The 18302-nt window shown below is 66.8% G+C and carries 16 protein-coding genes and 1 tRNA gene; 13 read left to right on the top strand and 4 right to left on the bottom strand.

From position 1 onward, the window contains the following. Positions 1–208: 208 nt before the first annotated feature. Positions 209–291, bottom strand: a tRNA-Leu gene (locus G328_RS0101275). A 36-nt stretch (positions 292–327) separates the two neighbouring features. Between G328_RS0101275 and G328_RS0101280 the strand changes: the two genes are divergently transcribed. Continuing rightward, positions 328–933, top strand: a complete 606-nt coding sequence (locus tag G328_RS0101280) for an ANTAR domain-containing response regulator (RefSeq protein ID WP_019617531.1) — start codon at positions 328–330, stop codon at positions 931–933. Positions 934–947: 14 nt separating this feature from the next. Here the strand turns inward: G328_RS0101280 and G328_RS0101285 are convergent, their stop codons facing one another. Beyond that, positions 948–1418, bottom strand: coding sequence for a PaaI family thioesterase (locus tag G328_RS0101285; protein WP_019617532.1), 471 nt, complete (start codon positions 1416–1418; stop codon positions 948–950). A 60-nt stretch (positions 1419–1478) separates the two neighbouring features. On the opposite strand from G328_RS0101285, the gene polA reads away from it, so the two are divergent. From polA to rpsA, 7 genes are all read left to right on the top strand, one after another. Continuing rightward, complete coding sequence (gene polA, locus G328_RS0101290; protein WP_019617533.1) at positions 1479–4106, top strand: DNA polymerase I; 2628 nt, start codon at positions 1479–1481, stop codon at positions 4104–4106. Further along, positions 4106–4858 carry an EI24 domain-containing protein gene (locus G328_RS0101295; RefSeq protein WP_019617534.1) on the top strand — a complete coding sequence of 251 codons (753 nt, stop codon included), beginning with the start codon at positions 4106–4108 and terminating at the stop codon, positions 4856–4858. Before polA ends, G328_RS0101295 begins: the two co-directional genes overlap by 1 nt. Positions 4859–4867: 9 nt before the next feature. Then, positions 4868–6526, top strand: coding sequence for a DUF885 domain-containing protein (locus G328_RS0101300; protein WP_019617535.1), 1659 nt, complete (start codon positions 4868–4870; stop codon positions 6524–6526). Between the two features lie 75 nt (positions 6527–6601). Beyond that, positions 6602–7825, top strand: a complete 1224-nt coding sequence (locus tag G328_RS13665; RefSeq protein WP_154651493.1) for a GAF domain-containing protein — start codon at positions 6602–6604, stop codon at positions 7823–7825. Between the two features lie 127 nt (positions 7826–7952). Next, a complete protein-coding gene (exaC, locus tag G328_RS0101310; RefSeq protein WP_019617537.1) occupies positions 7953–9476 on the top strand; it encodes an acetaldehyde dehydrogenase ExaC in 1524 nt (507 codons plus the stop codon). Positions 9477–9549: 73 nt separating this feature from the next. Beyond that, on the top strand, positions 9550–9978 hold the full coding sequence (locus G328_RS0101315; RefSeq protein WP_019617538.1) for a DUF779 domain-containing protein: 429 nt from the start codon (positions 9550–9552) through the stop codon (positions 9976–9978). Positions 9979–10146: 168 nt separating this feature from the next. Continuing rightward, positions 10147–11610 carry a 30S ribosomal protein S1 gene (gene rpsA, locus G328_RS0101320; protein WP_019617539.1) on the top strand — a complete coding sequence of 488 codons (1464 nt, stop codon included), beginning with the start codon at positions 10147–10149 and terminating at the stop codon, positions 11608–11610. Positions 11611–11681: 71 nt separating this feature from the next. Here rpsA and G328_RS0101325 read toward each other — a convergent pair whose 3' ends face one another. Next, positions 11682–12293: a DUF4126 domain-containing protein gene (locus G328_RS0101325; protein ID WP_019617540.1), complete on the bottom strand. Its 612-nt coding sequence runs from the start codon at positions 12291–12293 to the stop codon at positions 11682–11684. A 63-nt stretch (positions 12294–12356) separates the two neighbouring features. Here G328_RS0101325 and coaE point away from each other — a divergent pair, with 63 nt between their 5' ends. Next, on the top strand, positions 12357–13034 hold the full coding sequence (gene coaE / locus G328_RS13670) for a dephospho-CoA kinase (protein ID WP_019617541.1): 678 nt from the start codon (positions 12357–12359) through the stop codon (positions 13032–13034). A gap of 27 nt (positions 13035–13061) precedes the next feature. Here the strand turns inward: coaE and G328_RS0101335 are convergent, their stop codons facing one another. Beyond that, positions 13062–13730, bottom strand: coding sequence for an IMPACT family protein (locus G328_RS0101335; RefSeq protein WP_026339566.1), 669 nt, complete (start codon positions 13728–13730; stop codon positions 13062–13064). A gap of 105 nt (positions 13731–13835) precedes the next feature. Here G328_RS0101335 and dps point away from each other — a divergent pair, with 105 nt between their 5' ends. The 4 genes from dps (at position 13836) to G328_RS0101355 (ending at position 18300) form a co-directional block, all read left to right on the top strand. Beyond that, positions 13836–14348: a DNA starvation/stationary phase protection protein Dps gene (dps, locus tag G328_RS0101340; protein WP_019617543.1), complete on the top strand. Its 513-nt coding sequence runs from the start codon at positions 13836–13838 to the stop codon at positions 14346–14348. 75 nt (positions 14349–14423) lie between these two features. Beyond that, the gene (gene uvrB, locus G328_RS0101345; protein ID WP_026339568.1) at positions 14424–16490 is read left to right on the top strand and encodes an excinuclease ABC subunit UvrB; all 2067 of its coding nucleotides are present in this window, start codon (positions 14424–14426) and stop codon (positions 16488–16490) included. Then, positions 16487–17428 carry a hypothetical protein gene (locus G328_RS0101350; RefSeq protein ID WP_019617545.1) on the top strand — a complete coding sequence of 314 codons (942 nt, stop codon included), beginning with the start codon at positions 16487–16489 and terminating at the stop codon, positions 17426–17428. Before uvrB ends, G328_RS0101350 begins: the two co-directional genes overlap by 4 nt. Beyond that, positions 17425–18300: a hypothetical protein gene (locus G328_RS0101355; protein ID WP_019617546.1), complete on the top strand. Its 876-nt coding sequence runs from the start codon at positions 17425–17427 to the stop codon at positions 18298–18300. Before G328_RS0101350 ends, G328_RS0101355 begins: the two co-directional genes overlap by 4 nt. Positions 18301–18302 lie beyond the last annotated feature (2 nt).

Here is an 18302-nt window from a genome sequence, read left to right on the forward strand (position 1 = left end):
GGCGAAGGGTGCCGTCGGCGCCAAACGTGCCGGCTGGGGGACTCGACGCCCAACCGAGCACTCAACGCGCGGCAGTGAGGTGCGCGTGTCGCGGTTTCGGGGTGGGCCGCGCGTTGCGCCGCTGCTCGGTCGGGGCCCAGGGGGTTCTCGCGACCAGCCGGCCCGTTCGGTGCCTCCTTGGCACCTGCGGTGCCGTCGGCACCAAACGTGCCGGCTGGGGGACTCGAACCCCCACACCCTCTCGGATAGCGCATTTTGAGTGCGCCGCGTCTACCATTCCGCCAAGCCGGCCAGCTCGCCGGGTTAACAGTAGCGTAATCTGGGGTTGTGACAGAGAACACAACCGCTTCAGCACCCCGCCGGGTAGTCGTCGCAGAAGACGAATCGCTCATCCGCCTCGACATCGTCGAAACCCTCCGAGACAACGGGTTTGACGTCGTTGGTGAGGCAGGTGATGGCGAGACCGCCGTCGCCCTCGCGAAGGAGCTTCGCCCCGACCTCGTCGTGATGGACGTCAAGATGCCGAAGCTCGACGGCATCTCGGCCGCCGAGCAGCTCTCGGCCGACAACGTCGCACCCGTCGTGCTGCTCACCGCGTTCAGCCAGAAGGAACTCGTCGAGCGTGCGACCGAAGCGGGCGCACTCGCCTACGTCGTGAAGCCGTTCAACCAGAACGACCTGCTGCCGGCGATCGAGATTGCGCTCGCCCGCCACCAGCAGATCGTCGCGCTCGAGCGCGAGGTTGCCGACCTCGCCGAGCGGTTCGAGACGCGTAAGCTCGTCGACCGCGCGAAGGGGCTCCTCACCGACAAGATGGGCCTGAGCGAGCCCGAGGCATTCCGCTGGATTCAAAAGGCCTCGATGAACCGCCGCCTCACGATGCACGAGGTCGCGCAGGCCGTCGTCGAGCAGCTCGCGCCAAAGAAGAAGTAGCCCGCGGCGTCGCGCTATCGGCGAGTTCGGATCGCGTTCGTGATCCGAATCGTCGAGCAGCGCCGCCCCGCGCCGTCGGTGACCACGATCTCGTGCACCGCGAGGCTCCCGCCCAGGTGAATCGCACGGGCCTCACCCGTGACCCACGGCGTCGAGGGACTCGCCGTGTGCGTCGCGTTGATATCGACTCCCACCGCGAACTGCCCGGGGCTGAGTTCCGCATTTGCGGACATTGACCCGAGGCTCTCGCCGAGCACGCAGTGCGCGCCGCCGTGGAGGAGCCCGAACGGCTGCTGGTTGCCCTCGACCGGCATGACCGCGATCGAATGTTCGGCCGTGCACTTCACGACGAGGATCCCCATCGCGGCAGCCAGCCGGCCGACGCCGTGCCCGCCAGTGATCGCAACCTGATCGGGAATCGAGTGCCCGTTCACCTGCGACTCCGATACGGGCGAGTAGCTCGGGCTGGGCAGGGTCTCGGCCATCGGGTTCCTCCCTCAACGTAGGCTGGTCGCGTGACTGCAACTCAGCCAAAGCCTACGCTCATGGTCATCGACGGCCACTCGCTCGCGTTCCGCGCGTTTTTTGCGCTGCCGGTCGACAGCTTCGTGAACTCTGAGGGCCAACACACAAACGCGGTGCACGGCTTCATCTCGATGCTGCTGTCGCTCCTGCGCGACCACAACCCGAGCCACATCGCGGTCGCGTTCGACGCGGGCTCGAAGTCATTCCGAAATCGCGAGTACGAGGACTACAAGGGCGGGCGCGACGAGACGCCGCCCGAGTTCAAGGGGCAGATTGGCCTCCTCAAAGAGGCGCTGTCGGCGATGGGCATCGACTGGCTCGAGAAGGATGACTACGAGGCCGACGACATTCTGGCGACGCTCGCACACCAGGGGGAGCAGACCGGGTTTGACGTGCTCGTGGTCTCGGGCGATCGCGACGCGATCCAGCTCGTGAATGACGAGACGACTCTGCTGTATCCCTCGGTGCAGGGCGTGTCGAAGCTCACGCGCTATACGCCCGACAAGGTGTTCGAGAAGTACGGGGTGCTGCCGCACCAGTACTCCGACCTTGCGGCGATGGTTGGTGAGAAGGCCGACAATCTGCCGGGCATCCCGAAGGTCGGACCGAAGACCGCCGCGAAATGGATCAACCAGTTCGGCTCGCTCGAGGCGATCCTTGAGCACGAAGACGAGCTCCCCGGCAAGGTCGGCGAGTCGTTCCGCGAGCACCGCGAGAACGCGGTTCGCAACCGCAAGCTCAACGAGCTGCTCCGTGACGTCGAGCTCGAGCTCACGCCCGCCGACGCCGACATTCACCCCATCGATGTCGACGCCGTACGCGAGGTGTTTACGCGCCTGCAATTCCGCACCCTGCAAGACCGCGTGCTCAAGCTCGCGGCCGAGCGCGACGGCGCCGTTGCGACGAGCGACGACGACGGCGTGTATGAGCAGTTTGCGGTGCGCGACGCGCTCTCGGGCGCAGAGCTCGCGACGTGGCTCGAGGGTGCTGACGGCGCGGGTGTCGCGCTTCGGGTCGGCGAGGGCGGCCAGGTGGATGCGGCGGTCGCGACCGAGCAGGAGGTCGCGGTGGTCTCCGACGTCGCAGCCGCGCCGGAGCTCGGCGACTGGCTCGCGGGCGAGTCAACGAAGTGGCTGTTCGACGCGAAGCCAACCCTCAAGGCGGCTCGGCGTGCCGGTGTTGTCGTTGGCGGCACCATCTACGACGGGCAGCTCGCGGCATTCCTCGTGAACCCGCTCAGCCCGCCGAAGCGCGTCGCGGAGCTCGCACAGCAATACCTCGGCGAGACCATGCCCGAGTCCGACCCGAACCAACTCCTCGAAATCGAGGGCGAGGGGGAGGCAGGCAACACGTTCGCCGCCGAGGCGTGGTTCACGCGCCGTGCGGGACTCGCCGCGCAGGCTCGCCTCCCGGAGCCCACGGCGCCCGTGTTCACCGAGATTGAGGCGCCGCTCGAGCCGCTCCTTGCCGAGATGGAGTACACGGGCATCCACATCGACGTCGAGCTGCTGCGCTCGCTCTCAGCCGAGCAGGGCGAACAGGTCGCGAAGTTCGAACGTGAGGCGTTCGACGCCATCGACGGCGAAGAAATCAACCTCGGCTCACCGAAGCAGCTCCAGGCCGTGCTGTTCGAGAAGCTCGACATGCCAAAGACCCGACGCACGAAGACCGGCTACTCGACCGACGCGCAGTCGCTCGAGGAGCTCGAGGCGAAGGCGCCGCATCCGTTCCTTGGGGCGCTGCGTCACCACCGCGATGCGACGAAGCTCAAGCAGATCATCGACTCGTTGATCCGCGCGGTCGGCGACGATGAGCGCATCCACACCACCTACCTCCAGACGGGTTCGTCGACCGGGCGGCTTGCTTCGACCGACCCGAACCTGCAGAACATTCCGATTCGCTCGCCGCAGGGTCAGCGCATCCGCGGCGCGTTCACGACCGACGATCGCTTCGACGGACTCCTCACCGCCGACTACTCGCAGATCGAGATGCGCATCATGGCGCACCTCTCGGGCGACGAGGCACTCATCTCGGCGTTCAACTCGGGCGAGGACACCCACCGGTTCGTGGGCTCGCAGGTGTTCGGGGTCGACCCGAGCGACGTTACCGCGACGATGCGCAGCAAGGTGAAGGCGATGTCGTACGGGCTCGTCTACGGGCTGAGCGCGTTTGGGCTGTCGAAGCAGCTGGGAATTGAGGTCGCGGAGGCGCGCGACCTCATGAACGGGTACTTCGAGCGGTTCGGGAAGGTGCGCGACTACCTGCGCGACTCGGTCGAACAGGCCCGGCAGACGGGCTACACCGAGACGATTTTCGGCCGCCGCCGGCCGTTCCCCGACCTCAACTCAACGAACCGCCTCGCGCGGCAGAACGCCGAGCGGGCGGCCCTCAACGCCCCCATTCAGGGCTCGGCCGCCGACATCATCAAGATCGCGATGCTCCGCGTCGACGAGCGGATGCGCGCCCACGGGCTCGAATCGCGCCTGCTGCTGCAGGTGCACGACGAGCTCGTGTTCGAGGTGGCACCGGGGGAGCAGGAGTCGCTCGAGCACCTGGTCCGCGACGCGATGGCGAGCGCGGCCGACCTCTCGGTACCCCTCGACGTTTCGGTTGGCCGAGGCACGAACTGGGAGACCGCGGGGCACTAGTGCGAGAGTTTTTCGCGGGCGTCGGCGTCTTCGCGCGCGGCATTCGATTCTGGGCCCACCGCCCGAAGCTCATGGCGATAGGCGCGATTCCCGCGCTCATCGCGACCGTGCTTTACACGGTGCTGCTCGTGCTGTTGCTGCGGCAGGCGGGAGAGCTCGGCGCGTGGCTCACGCCGTTCGCCGAAGACTGGGGTGAGCCGTGGCGTGCCGCCCTCCGCATTGCCGTGTCGACCGCCGTCGTGGTTGGCGGGCTCGCCGCGAGCGTGTTCACGTTCGCGGCCGTCACGCTCGCGATTTCGGCGCCGTTTGTCGACGCGATTCAGGAGCGGGTTGACCGAGAACTCGGCGGGATCGAGCCCGTGTCGTCGGGCTTCTGGCAGTCGGTCACGCGCGGCCTCGGCGACGGGCTACGCCTGTTCGGGATGGGGTTCCTCGCGGCGCTGCTCGTGTTTGTGTGTGGGCTCATTCCGCTGATCGGATCGCTCGTCGGCTGGCTGCTCGGGGCATACTTCGCGGGTCGGGCGTTCGCGATTGATCTGACGGGTACGCCGGGTGATGCGCGTGGACTGACCCTTCAGGAGCGACGCGACCTGCTGCGCACGCGGCGCGCCCGGTCCCTCGGATTCGGCGTCGCCGTCTACGCGGCGTTCCTCGTGCCGGGAGGTGCGGTCGTGGGCACGCCCGCCGCGGCCGTCGGCGGCACCCTGCTGGTGCGCGAGCTGCTGGGGCAGGCGGCCGAACCGCGCGAGTAGGGTGGCGGAATGACGTCACGAACGCAGACCGAAATCGACCGACTCGCCGAAGAGTTCGTCGAGACCACGACGAAACTCGAGCCCGAGAACCGCGTGTACCGCGGTAGCGAGGGCGACAAGACCCAGTACAGCGACTACTCGCCCGCGGGCGTGCAGGAGCTGCGCGCAGTGTATGCCGCGACGCGCGACCGGCTCGCGCAGTTGGAGCCCGTCGATGACGTCGACGAGGTAACGAAGCTCGACCTCGCGCGGAGCCTCGATCTCAGCCTCGAGACGATCGACGCCGGTGCGCACCTCCGCGACCTCAACAACCTTGCGAGCCCGCTGCAGGGCATCCGCGACGTGTTTGATCTCATGCCGACCGAGACCGACGACGACTGGCACGATATCGCCGGGCGACTCTCGAACGTGCCCGGCGCGGTCGACGGCTACATTGCGACGCTCCGTGAGGGCATCGCGCGCGACGCGACCCCGGCGGTGCGCCAGGTCGACGTCGGGGCGCACCAGCTCGCCGAGTTCGTCGACGGCGCGGGGTTCTTTCACGACCTCGCGGCGCGTGGCGCAGGCGCCTCCTCCGCGAACGCGAGTGACCTCGGGCGCGGGGCAGCTGCGGCTACCGAGGCGTTTGGGCGACTCCGCGAGTTTCTCTCAGAAGAGCTGCGCCCGGCGGCGCGCACCGAGGATGCGGTGGGCCGCGACCTCTACGAGCTCGCATCGCGGGGATTCCTCGGCGCGAAGGTCGACCTCGACGAGACCTATGAATGGGGTATTGAGGAACTCGCCCGCATGCGCGAGGCGCAGGAGTCGGTCGCGAACGAGATCCTGCCCGGCGCGACGGTGAGCGAGGCGATCGCCCACCTCGACGCAGACCCCGCGCACAAGCTCCACGGCACCGATGCGCTGCGCGAGTGGATGCAGACCACGGCGGATGCGGCGGTCACGGCCCTCGCCGGCACGCACTTCGATATCCCGGAGCCCGTGCGCGAGATCGAGTGCATGATCGCGACGACGCAGACGGGCGGCATCTACTACACGGGCCCGAGCGAGGACTTCTCGCGACCCGGCCGCATGTGGTGGTCGGTGCCCGAGGGCGTCACGGAGTTCGACACGTGGCGGGAGCTCACGACCGTGTATCACGAGGGTGTGCCCGGGCATCACCTGCAGGTCGGCCAGGCCGTGTACCTGCGTGACCAGCTCAACTCGTGGCGTCGCGAGGCATGGACGAGCGGGCACGGCGAGGGATGGGCGCTCTACGCCGAGCGCCTCATGGAGGAGCTCGGGTTTCTCGAATGGCCGACAGACCGGCTCGGCATGCTCGACGGGCAGCGGATGCGCGCGGCCCGCGTCGTGCTCGACATCGGCGTGCACCTCGGCAAGCCGATGCCGGGCGGCGGCGCCTGGACATTCGAGTCAGCCCTGCAGTTCCTTGGTGAGCACGTGAACATGAACGCCCCGTTCGTGCGCTTCGAGGTTGAGCGCTACTTTGGCTGGCCGGGGCAGGCACCCGCCTACAAGGTGGGGCAGCGGGTCTGGGAGGACCTCCGCGACGAGATCGCGGCCCGAGAGGGCGCCGCGTTCGACCTCAAGGAGTTCCACCGCCGCGCGCTGAGCCTTGGCGGCTGCGGGCTCGACACGCTCCGCACCGCGGTGCGGGGCATGTACCGCTGAGTCGGGCCAGGGGGTCGACTGCACGAATCACCAGGGTTGGGGGATAGGCTCGCAGCACCGTGACAAGGAGGTCGGGTGTCTGCGCAGCTTTCCCACATGGGTGACGTCATTGCGGCGTCGCACCGTCGTTCTGAGCTTGCACTCGGCTCGCCCGCGAATGCCCACCCCGGGGTCGCGATCGCGCTCGACGATGTGCGTGACTGGCGCCGCGAGTCGGTGCTCGGCGAGTACCTGCCGATCATCGAGGAACTCCTGACCGAGGCGGTTCGCGACGCCGACCTCGTCGTTGCGCTCGGCGACGCGCACGGTCGCCTGCTCTGGGTCGACGGCAGCGTGCGCACGCGCCGGGCGGTGGGCGAGATGGGCTTCGTGCCCGGCGCCGACTGGGCCGAGACCTCGGTCGGCACGAGCGCGCCGGGGACGGCGCTCGTGGTTGGGCGCGCCGTGCAGGTGGCCGGCGCCGAGCACTTCGCGCCGAGCGTGCATCCGTACAGCTGCTCAGCCGTGCCGATTCGCAACCTCGGTACCGGGGAGGTGCTCGGGGTGCTCGACATCACGGGAGGCGCCGACGCGGTCGCGCCGACGAGCCTCGCGATGCTGCGGGCGACCGCTCGCGCCGTCGAGACCGAGGTGCAGCTGCGGTCGATCCGCCACGGGAACGCCGAGCGCCACGACCGCGGGCCGGCGCCGACGCGACCGATCACCGTGCCGTCGCAGCGGCCCCGGCTGCGGCTGCTCGGCCGTGACGAGGCGCTGCTCGAGCTGCCCGACCGGGCGCCGGTCGTGCTGAGCCGCAGGCATTCCGAACTTCTCGCGCTGCTCGCAAGCAGTCGCGACGGGCTCTCGAGCGGGGAGCTCGCGGGGCTCGCGCACGAGGAAGGGATGCGGGCGGTCACCCTGCGCGCCGAGCTCGTGCGGCTGCGTGGTGTGCTCGCCGAGGCGGGCGCCGAACTCACGCTCGCGTCGCGGCCGTATCGACTGTCGGCGCCGCTCAGCACCGACGCGGGTGCCGTGCTCGACGCGGTCAGCAGGGGTGCCCACCGGCAGGCGCTTCGCGGCTACCTCGGGCCGGTGCTGCCGAACTCGACCGCGCCGGGCATCCGCGACCTGCGCGATCGCACCCGGGCGACGCTCCGCGAGGCCCTGCTCGAACTCGGCAGCGCTGAATCCCTGCTCGCTTGGCTAGAGGTGCCGGGCAACGCCGACGATGCGGACGTGCGGTACGAGCTGCTGCGCCTTCTGCCACCGAGATCGCCAAAGCGAGCGGCGCTCGTCGCCGACCTCGAGGGGCTCGAGTAGCGCGACGACGTGACGCAACCCCGACGCAACGTTCGTCGGCCTACGGTTGCACCACGCGCATCCAAGATGCCGTCAATTGCACCTTCCGGGCATTTGCACTTCTCCGACAACGTAGTCAAGGAGCATCATGACCGTTTACGCAAATCCGAACACCGAGGGATCCCTCGTCGAGTACCGCAGCCGGTACGAGCACTACATCGGCGGCGAGTGGGTCGCGCCCGTCAAGGGGGAGTACTTCGAGAACATCTCACCCGTCACGGGGCAGGTGTTCTGCGAGGTCGGCCGCGGTACGGCCGAGGACATCGAGGCGGCCCTCGACGCGGCACACGCCGCGAAGGAGGCTTGGGGCAAGACGTCGGTCGCCGAGCGCTCGCTCGTGCTGAACCGCATCGCCGACCGCATCGAAGAGAACCTCGAGAAGATCGCCGTTGCCGAGACCTGGGACAACGGCAAGCCCGTGCGCGAGACGCTCGCCGCCGATATTCCGCTCGCGATTGACCACTTCCGCTACTTTGCGGGGGTCATTCGGGCGCAAGAGGGCACGCTCTCGCAGCTCGACGACAACACGACCGCCTACCACTTCCACGAGCCGCTCGGCGTTGTCGGTCAGATCATCCCCTGGAACTTCCCGCTCCTCATGGCGACGTGGAAGCTCGCACCCGCCCTCGCGGCGGGAAACTGCGTCGTGCTCAAGCCGGCCGAGCAGACGCCGGCGTCGATCATGTACCTCTTCGAGCTCATCGGCGACCTTCTGCCCGCCGGCGTCGTCAACATCGTGAACGGGTTCGGCGTCGAAGCCGGAAAGCCGCTCGCGTCGAACCCCCGCATCGCGAAGATCGCCTTCACTGGCGAGACGACGACCGGTCGCCTGATCATGCAGTACGCGTCGCAGAACATCATTCCGGTCACCCTCGAGCTCGGCGGCAAGTCGCCGAACCTGTTCTTCGAAGACGTCATGCAGCACGACGACGCCTACTTCGACAAGGCGCAGGAGGGCTTCACCCTCTTCGCGCTCAATCAGGGTGAGGTCTGCACGTGCCCGTCGCGCGCGCTCATTCAGGAATCGATCTACGACAACTTCCTCGACGTGGTGACCGAGCGCACGAGCAAGATCGTGCAGGGCAACCCGCTCGACACGGATACGCAGATCGGCGCGCAGGCGTCGAACGACCAGCTCGAAAAGATCCTGAGCTACATCGACATCGGCAAGCAGGAGGGTGCGAAGGTACGCATCGGCGGCGAACGCGCCGATCTCGGCGGCGACCTCTCGGGCGGCTACTACGTCAACCCGACGATCTTCGAGGGCGACAACTCGATGCGCATCTTCCAGGAGGAGATCTTCGGTCCGGTCGTGGCGGTGACGAAGTTCTCGGACTTCGACGACGGCATCCGCATCGCGAACGACACGCTCTACGGTCTCGGCGCCGGCGTCTGGTCGCGTTACCAGAACACCGCCTACCGCGCCGGCCGTGCCATTCAGGCCGGCCGTGTCTGGGTGAATCAGTACCACGCGTACCCCGCCCACTCGGCGTTCGGCGGCTACAAGTCGTCGGGCATCGGGCGAGAGAACCACCTGATGATGCTCGAGCACTACCAGAACACGAAGAACCTGCTCGTGAGCTACGACGAGAACAAGCTCGGGTTCTTCTGAGACCATTGCGACAAACGTCGGCGGGCGGGCGGCGGTTCCGTCGCCCGCCCGCCGACCAGGCAAGGAGCCAAGCATGTCTGACGTCATCGACAACCCGCCGGCAGCGCTGATCGAGGCGCGGCCGGCCATCGCGGGGGAGACGAGATCGCGCGTTGGCCTGAGCGCGGCCGCCGTAGAGCTGCTGCAGGAACTGGCCGAGCGGAACGGCCCGCTCATGTTCCACCAGTCGGGCGGCTGCTGCGACGGCTCAGCCCCGATGTGTTACCCGGCGGGTGATTTCTTGACGGGCGACGCCGACGTCCTGTTGGGGGTGTTCGACCTCCCCGCAGCCGACGGCGCAGGCACGAGCGAACTGGAATTTTGGATGTCGAAGGAACAGTTCGAATACTGGAAGCACACGCGGCTCCTCGTCGACGCAGTGCCCGGTCGGGGCGCCGGATTCTCGCTTGAGGGGCCAACGGGGAAGCGATTCTTGATCCGCTCGACGCTCATGGATGCGTAGGGGAGTAAACGACTCCCAGAAACTTGGAACTCCGGCAAATTCTCAGGTAGGCTTGAAAGGCACTTTTGTGCGTCCATAACCTATCCGTTTCCCGTTCGGTTCCGCACCGCGGTGCGATCCGCGGCGTCGAACGGGCCGACACCACCATCCATCTGGAGTACCACCTACATGACGAACACCACGACCGAATCGGCTAATTCGCAGATCGCCGTCAACGACATCGGCACTGCTGAGGATTTCCTCGCCGCGGTCGAAGAGACGATGAAGTACTTCAACGACGGTGACCTCATCACCGGTACCGTCGTTCGAATCGACCGCGACGAGGTGCTCCTCGACGTCGGTTACAAGACCGAGGGCGTTATCCCCTCGCGTGAGCTTTCCATCAAGCACGACGTCGACCCCAACGAAGTTGTTGAGATCGGCGACGAGGTTGAGGCCCTGGTCATCCAGAAGGAAGACAAGGAAGGCCGTCTGCTCCTCTCGAAGAAGCGCGCCCAGTACGAGCGCGCCTGGGGCGACGTCGAGAAGATCAAGGAAGACGACGGCGTCGTCACCGGTACGGTCATCGAGGTCGTCAAGGGCGGTCTCATCGTCGACATCGGGCTCCGCGGCTTCCTCCCCGCCTCGCTTATCGAGCTCCGTCGCGTGCGCGACCTCACGCCGTACCTCGGCCAGGAAATCGAGGCGAAGATCCTCGAGCTCGACAAGAACCGCAACAACGTTGTGCTCTCGCGCCGCGCGCTGCTCGAGCAGACGCAGTCGGAGACCCGCGCGAACTTCCTCAACCAGCTCCAGAAGGGCCAGGTCCGCAAGGGCGTTGTCTCGTCGATCGTCAACTTCGGTGCGTTCGTCGACCTCGGCGGCGTTGACGGCCTCGTGCACGTCTCGGAGCTCAGCTGGAAGCACATCGACCACGCGTCGGAGGTCGTCGAGGTTGGCCAGGAAGTCACCGTCGAGGTGCTCGAGGTCGACATGGACCGCGAGCGCGTCTCGCTCTCGCTGAAGGCGACGCAGGAAGACCCGTGGCAGGTACTCGCTCGCACCCACGCGATCGGTCAGATCGTGCTCGGCAAGGTCACGAAGCTCGTGCCGTTCGGTGCGTTCGTTCGCGTTGCCGATGGCATCGAGGGCCTCGTGCACATCTCGGAGCTTTCGCACCAGCACATCGAGACCGCCGACCAGGTCGTCTCGGTTGGCAAGGAGCTCTTCGTCAAGATCATCGACATCGACCTCGAGCGTCGCCGCATCTCGCTGTCGCTCAAGCAGGCGAACGAGGGTGTTGACCCCGAGGGCACCGACTTCGACCCGGCCACCTACGGCATGCTCGCCGAGTACGACGAGCAGGGCAACTACAAGTACCCCGAAGGCTTCAACCCCGACACCAACGAGTGGATCGAGGGCTTCGAGGCACAGCGCGAGGCCTGGGAGCAGGAGTACGCGCAGGCGCAGACCCGCTGGGAAGCCCACAAGGAGCAGGTGCGCGGTGCGCTCGAGGCCGAGGCGAACGCGCCCGAGGCCGCAGAGCAGGCCGGCGGCTCCTCGTTCTCGAGCGAGTCGGACGACCGCTTCGGCACGCTCGCCGATGACGCGTCGCTCGCCGCGCTTCGCGAGAAGCTCTCGGGCAGCAACTAAGCCCGACCACGCGCAACGGCCCGGTTCCGAACGGAACCGGGCCGTTGCCCGTTTGGGCGGCACAACATGGGCTATTGGCCCGGGTTGACGCGCGCCTGCCGCCGCGCGCGCATTGCACGGAACCGACGGGCGAGCGTGATGGCCATCGCGATGAGGCCGCCAATCAGCAGCAGCACGAGCACCGGCGCGAGGATCGCCGAGGCAATGAGGCCGATGCTCATCGCATCCTCGCCGGTGCTCAGCAGTGGGCCCGCGGCACCGAGTGTCACCGTGTTGACCGCCGCGCGGGTCGAGGCCTTCGCGAGGTGCGTCACGAGCGCAATCACGGCGCCGAGGATGATCGGGAGCCACGCTTGGGCCGAGAAGAACTGTGCCGGGTCGTCGAGGCTCACGGTCTGGGCCGACGAACCAGCCCCGAACACGATGCCACCGGATGCGGGGCGTACGACGGTCTGCACGATGTCGTTGACGCTGTCGATTGCGGGCACCTTGTCGGCGACAATGTCGAGCACCGTGAGCACCGCGACAATGATGAGCGCGAGATCGCTCGAGAGCCAGTCCCATCCGCTCGGGAGTGCAACGAGCGGCGTGAAGCGGTCGAGCAGTCCGAGGGCGAGCATGGGAAGGAAGGCCCCGAGCCCCGCCGATGTCGCGAGCCCGGTACCAGCGAGTAGTTCCAGCAATTGAACCTCCTGTGGCAGTAGTCTGACAGAACGAAGTCACCGACGATTCGAGGAGGTAGCGACATGACAACCATCGCGCTCACGGGGGGAATCGCCTCCGGGAAGACGACCATTTCTAACCGCCTCCGCGAGCTCGGCGCGATCATCATCGACGCTGACGAGATCGCCCGCGAGATCGTCGAGCCGGGGCAGCCGACGCTCACCGCGATCGTCAGCCACTTCGGCGACGACATTCTGCGGGCCGACGGTTCGCTCGACCGTTCGGCCCTGGCCGCGATCGTGTTCAACGACGACGAAGCACGTCGGGTGCTCAACGACCTCACGCATCCCGAGATTCGGCGCATCACCGAGGAACGAATCGACAGCGAGCTCGCCGCCGACCCCGAGGCGATCTTCGTGCACGACATTCCGCTCCTCGCCGAGAACCGCTCGAACTACGACTACGACGAAATCTGGGTTGCCGATGCCCCGGCTGACGTGCGGCTCGAGCGGCTCCTCGCTGATCGCGACATGACGCGCGAGGAGGCGCAGGCCCGCATTGACGCGCAGGCGAGCGATGAGGAGCGTCGTCGCATTGCCGACGTCGTGCTCGACACGACCCGACCGATTAGCGAGACCATCGAGCTCGTCGACGAACTCTACGCGCGGCTGCGACTCATGGGCCGCGATGACGACGATGAGATCAGCTACGACGGCATGCCCGTGACGACTCCTGCCGAGGAACGGGTTAGCGACGAGTAGTGCCGGCGGTGAATGGGCACGGTCGCGCTAGCCGCGCGTCGTGCGCCATTCGGTGCCCTCAGCGACGGCACGCGCCGCCCCCGAAGTGATCGTCGCGATGCGCCCGTCGAGGGCGGCGCGGGCGGCCTCGGTGTCGTCGATGGCGAGCCGGAGGTGGGCCGAAGTGTCGTACGTCGTATCGACGACTTCGATCCCGGCTGCGCGAAGTTCGTGCTCCCAGCGACCAGCCTCGGCAACCGGTGCCTCGAGCGTGAACAGCGCGAGTCGGGCCCGCGTGGCAAAGCTCGCTCGCGCCAGGGTGGCCGAAACCGCCTCGGAGTAGGCCCGCACGAGGCCACCTGCTCCGAGCAGCACGCCGCCGAAGTACCGCACGACCACCGCGACCACGTCGGAGAGATCGGGCGCCTCGCGGCCCTCAGGCACATGTTTCACGAGCGCGTCGAGCATCGGCATCCCCGCGGTGCCCGACGGCTCGCCATCGTCGTTTGATCGCCGGAGTTCTCGCTCGGGGCCGATGACGAACGCGGTGCAGTGGTGCCGAGCGAGTCGATGCTCCGCCCGCACGAGCTCGACCTGCTCGCGCGCATCCGTCTCTGACTCCACCCTCGCGAGATAACAGATGAACCGCGACCGCTTGATCTCGATCTCGTGGTCCTCATCGCGCACGAGCACGCTATACGGGCGGGGATCGGCCATTTCTTCAGAATACCTGGGCAAAACGGGCACAAAACTCAGCCCCGTAACGTTGTATAGATATGACGGGTTCGGAGATCCCGCCCCGAGACTCAGGAGGTACGCCAGATGACCACAACGCAGAACCTCGACGCCCGCTCGGCAACCGCGTCGTACACGGTGCCCGGTGTTGAGAAGGACACCGCCGCCGAGATCGCGACGTCGCTGCAGCAGCGGCTCAACGACCTCAACGAGCTGCACCTCACGCTCAAGCACGCGCACTGGAACGTGCAGGGCCCGAACTTCATCGCGGTGCACGAGATGCTCGACCCGCAGATTGACGCGATTCGTGCCTTCGCCGACGAGGTGGCGGAGCGCATCGTGACGCTCGGGTTCCCCGCCGTTGGCACGCCCGGCGCCCTCGTCGCCGCCCGTGACCACGACGACTACAACCTGCTGTTTGCGAACACGAGCAAGCACCTCGAAGAGATCGACGCGTTCTACGACCGGGTGATTCTCGGCTTCCGCGAGAGCATCGACCTCAGCGGTGAGCTCGACAAGATCACCGAAGACGTGCTTATCGGGCAGAGTCGCGAACTCGAGAAGTTCCAGTGGTTCGTCCGCGCGCACCTCGAAAAGTAGGCCGCACCGGCTGAACTCGGGTAACTCACCAGCGGCGCCCCTCCGAGGTCGGAGGGGCGCCGTAGTGTTGAGGGCATGGAACCTACACGTACCGTGCGACCATTCGAGGTGGTGAGCGAGTACCAGCCGGCGGGTGACCAGCCGCAGGCGATCGCGGAGCTCGCGCAGCGCGTCAACGCGGGCGAGACCGATATCGTGCTGCTCGGCGCGACGGGTACCGGCAAGTCGGCGACGACCGCGTGGCTCATTGAGCAGGTGCAGCGCCCAACGCTCGTGATGGCGCATAACAAGACGCTCGCGGCGCAGCTCGCGAATGAGTTTCGCCAGCTACTGCCCAACAATGCCGTCGAGTACTTCGTCTCGTACTACGACTACTACCAGCCTGAGGCGTACGTGCCGCAGAGCGATACGTTCATCGAGAAAGACTCCTCCATTAACGATGAGGTGGAGCGACTCCGGCACTCGGCGACGAATTCGCTGCTCTCGCGTCGCGACGTCGTCGTGGTTTCCACGGTTTCGTGCATCTACGGCCTCGGCAAGCCGGAGGAGTACTACGACCAGATGGTCGCGTTGCACGTCGGCGACGTGATTCCGCGCGAAGACCTCATTCGGCGATTCATCGGCATGCAGTACACGCGCAACGACGTCGCGTTCCAGCGCGGCACGTTCCGGGTGCGTGGCGACACGATCGAGATCATTCCGGTCTATGAGGAGCTCGCGGTGCGCATCGAGCTGTTTGGCGACGAGATCGACGCGATCTCGATGCTCAACCCGCTCACGGGCAATGTCGTGCGCGAGGCCGACTCCGTCAGCATCTTCCCTGGATCGCACTACGCGGCCGGCGACTCGGTCATGCACCGGGCGATGGACGGGATCCGCGATGAGCTCCGCTGGCGACTCGACGAACTGCGCGCACAAAACAAGCTCCTCGAGGCGCAGCGGCTTGAGATGCGCACGACGTTTGACCTCGAAATGATGGAGCAGATCGGGTTCACCTCGGGCATCGAGAACTATTCGATGCACATCGACGGCCGCCAGCCGGGGGAGCCGCCGCACTGCCTGCTCGACTACTTCCCCGACGATTTCCTGCTCGTGATCGACGAGTCGCACGTGACGGTGCCGCAGATCGGCGCCATGTACGAGGGCGATGCCTCGCGGAAGCGGACGCTCGTCGACTACGGGTTCCGGCTCCCGTCAGCGCTCGACAACCGCCCCCTGCGGTGGGACGAATTCACCGAGCGGATCGGCCAGACCGTCTACCTCTCGGCGACGCCCGGAAAGTACGAGCTCGCACGCGCCGACGGTGTCGTCGAGCAAATCATTCGGCCAACGGGACTCGTCGACCCGAAGATCGTCGTGAAACCGAGCAAGGGGCAGATCGATGACCTGCTCGAGAGCATCCAGGAGCGCATCGCGAAGCAGGAGCGCGTGCTTGTGACGACGCTCACGAAGCGCATGGCCGAAGAGCTCACCGACTTCCTCGGCGAGCACGGCGTTCGGGTGCGCTATCTCCACTCCGACGTCGACACATTGAAGCGTGTCGAGCTGCTGAGCGAACTGCGCGCCGGCGTGTATGACGTGCTCGTGGGCATCAACCTGCTGCGCGAGGGACTCGACCTGCCCGAGGTATCGCTCGTCGCGATTCTCGATGCCGACAAGGAGGGGTTCCTGCGTTCGGCGACCTCGCTCATTCAGACGATTGGCCGGGCCGCCCGCAACGTCTCGGGCGAAGTGCACATGTACGCCGACAAGGAGACCGAGGCGATGCGCTTCGCGATCGAGGAGACCGATCGCCGGCGCGAGAAGCAGATTGCCTACAACACGGAGCACGGCATCGACCCCCAGCCGCTGCGCAAGAAGATCAACGACATCACGGCGGTGCTCGCGCGTGAGAGCGAAGAGACTCGCGAGCTGCTTGCCGACCGGGGCGTGGATACGCGACGCAAGGCCGCGCCGAACCTGCGGCACGAGGGCCTCGCGGCAGAGGGAGCCGATCAGCTCGAGCAGATGATCGCCGACCTGAACGAGCAGATGCTCGCCGCGGCGGGGGAGCTGAAGTTCGAGCTCGCCGCCCGGCTACGCGATGAGTTGAGCGATCTCAAGAAGGACCTCCGCAATATGGAACGGGCAGGACACGCGTGACGGCTGACAGGTTCGCACCGCTGACGCAGTTCGATCTCACGGCGCTCTCGCGGCGTGGCGGTTCGCTGATTGGTGCCTTCCGCTCGGCGCGGGCGACCGGCATCGTGGTGCTGGCGATCAGCTCGATCCTCGGCCTCATCACTATTGCGACGCTAGCGGGCTCAATCGTGCAGCTCGTGACGGGCGTCGATCGCACCGACTTTGCGGGCCCGACGGCGGCGCGGCTCACGGCGATCCCGGGCGCGGTGTTTTCGCTCGTCCTCCTCGGGGTCGCGGTGTTCTTCGTCGTACGGTTTTTCAATGCGGGATTCCGGCGTCAAAGGATGGCCGAGTTCGCGCGCACGAACGGGCTCGAGTTTGTCGGCTACCGGTCGGGTGCACAGCTGCGAGGCGTGGGTTTCCAGGCGCCCGGCGACGCTCGCTGGCACGAACACGTTGTGCGAGGGAGCCTGCCGGGAGCTCGGTTTGAAGTCGGGAACTTCGAGGTCACCGAGCAGTCGAAGTCTCGCAGTGGCAAGTCGCGCACGACGACGGTCGTGCGGTTCGCGTACCTGGCGGTTCGGCTGCCGGTGAAGCTGCCCCACACGTTCTTTGACGCCACCCAGAACGGGAAGTGGCGGGTCTTTGGCACCGACCTCGTGCGCTGGGACCTCGAGGGCGATTTTCCCTCGCAGTTCCGCACCTTTACCGAGCGAGGGCGCGAGCGCGACATGCTCGAGATCATCACACCCGACGTGATGCAGATCTTCTCCGACCACGGGCTCGACCATGACATCGAACTGACGGGCGACTTGCTGATACTCATGCGGCCGGGCGCGAACGTCGCCGACCCGGCGACGATCGGGGAACTGCTCGGCGTCGGCAGCACGGTGGCGTCGAAGCTCGACGAGCGCCTCCGGAGTTGGCAGCGACCCGGGCAGGAAAGGAACCACCCATGACGACGACCGACGGCGCATTCACCCGGTTCGACCTCTCGCCCCTTCGGGGAAGCAAGATCCCGTTTGGCCGGTTGCTGCTCGCGATGTTCCAGCACGCGACGTCGCAGTCACTCGCGAGCGTGACGGCGCTCATCATCGGCACCGGCATGGTGATTCGCACGCTCGTCGGCGGCACGAGCGGGTTCCTGGCCCTGCTCGGGGCGTTCGTGCTCGTGACCGGCGTCGTGCTCGCGTTTACGGCCGTCATCACTGCCCGGCGCCAACTGCGGCTCGCGGCATTCGCCGAACGCAACGGGCTTGACTTCACCGCCCGTGCCGACGGCGTCAGGTATCCGGGCGCGGCCTTTGAGATTCGCGGAGACCGGCACACGCACACGGGCGTCGTCTCGGGCACCGCGCGGGGCGGTGCCTTCGCGATCGGCAACTACAAGGTAACGCGCCGGAAGCGCGACAGCGATGGCGGCCACACCACGACCACGGTGACCGAGTTCGGCTATCTCGTAACGTCCGTGGCGCTGCGGCTCCCGCGCATCCTGCTTGACGCGAAGGGGAACGGCACGCTGGCGCTGAACCGCCACGGACTCGTGAAGTGGGATCTCGAGGGCGACTTCCCGGTCGCCTTCACCACGATGTGCGTGCCAGGACAAGAGCGCGACATGCTCGAGGTGCTGGCCCCCGACGTCATGCAGGTGTTTTCTGACTACCTCACCGACTTCGACATCGAAATTATCGGAAGCCGACTGTTTCTCATGCGCAAGGATCGGCACACCGCCGCGCCCGGCGAGATCGCGGCGTACCTCGCGGCCGCCGACCGGCTCGTCGTCGAGCTCGTCGAACGCCTGCCATTCCATCGCATCGGGCCGACGGGATAGGC

It is taken from the genome of [Zimmermannella] faecalis ATCC 13722 (assembly GCF_000381765.1).
In the GTDB taxonomy this organism is placed as follows: Bacteria; Actinomycetota; Actinomycetes; order Actinomycetales; family Microbacteriaceae; genus Gulosibacter; species Gulosibacter faecalis.

Coding starts and splice junctions, on each gene's coding strand:
- G328_RS0101315 (WP_019617538.1), top strand. CDS start 9,550: ATGTCTGACGTCATCGACAACCCGCCGGCAGCGCTGATCGAGGCGCGG.
- coaE (WP_019617541.1), top strand. CDS start 12,357: ATGACAACCATCGCGCTCACGGGGGGAATCGCCTCCGGGAAGACGACC.
- G328_RS0101300 (WP_019617535.1), top strand. CDS start 4,868: ATGACGTCACGAACGCAGACCGAAATCGACCGACTCGCCGAAGAGTTC.
- rpsA (WP_019617539.1), top strand. CDS start 10,147: ATGACGAACACCACGACCGAATCGGCTAATTCGCAGATCGCCGTCAAC.
- G328_RS0101285 (WP_019617532.1), bottom strand. CDS start 1,418: ATGGCCGAGACCCTGCCCAGCCCGAGCTACTCGCCCGTATCGGAGTCG.
- uvrB (WP_026339568.1), top strand. CDS start 14,424: ATGGAACCTACACGTACCGTGCGACCATTCGAGGTGGTGAGCGAGTAC.
- G328_RS0101355 (WP_019617546.1), top strand. CDS start 17,425: ATGACGACGACCGACGGCGCATTCACCCGGTTCGACCTCTCGCCCCTT.
- dps (WP_019617543.1), top strand. CDS start 13,836: ATGACCACAACGCAGAACCTCGACGCCCGCTCGGCAACCGCGTCGTAC.
- polA (WP_019617533.1), top strand. CDS start 1,479: ATGGTCATCGACGGCCACTCGCTCGCGTTCCGCGCGTTTTTTGCGCTG.
- G328_RS0101335 (WP_026339566.1), bottom strand. CDS start 13,730: ATGGCCGATCCCCGCCCGTATAGCGTGCTCGTGCGCGATGAGGACCAC.
- exaC (WP_019617537.1), top strand. CDS start 7,953: ATGACCGTTTACGCAAATCCGAACACCGAGGGATCCCTCGTCGAGTAC.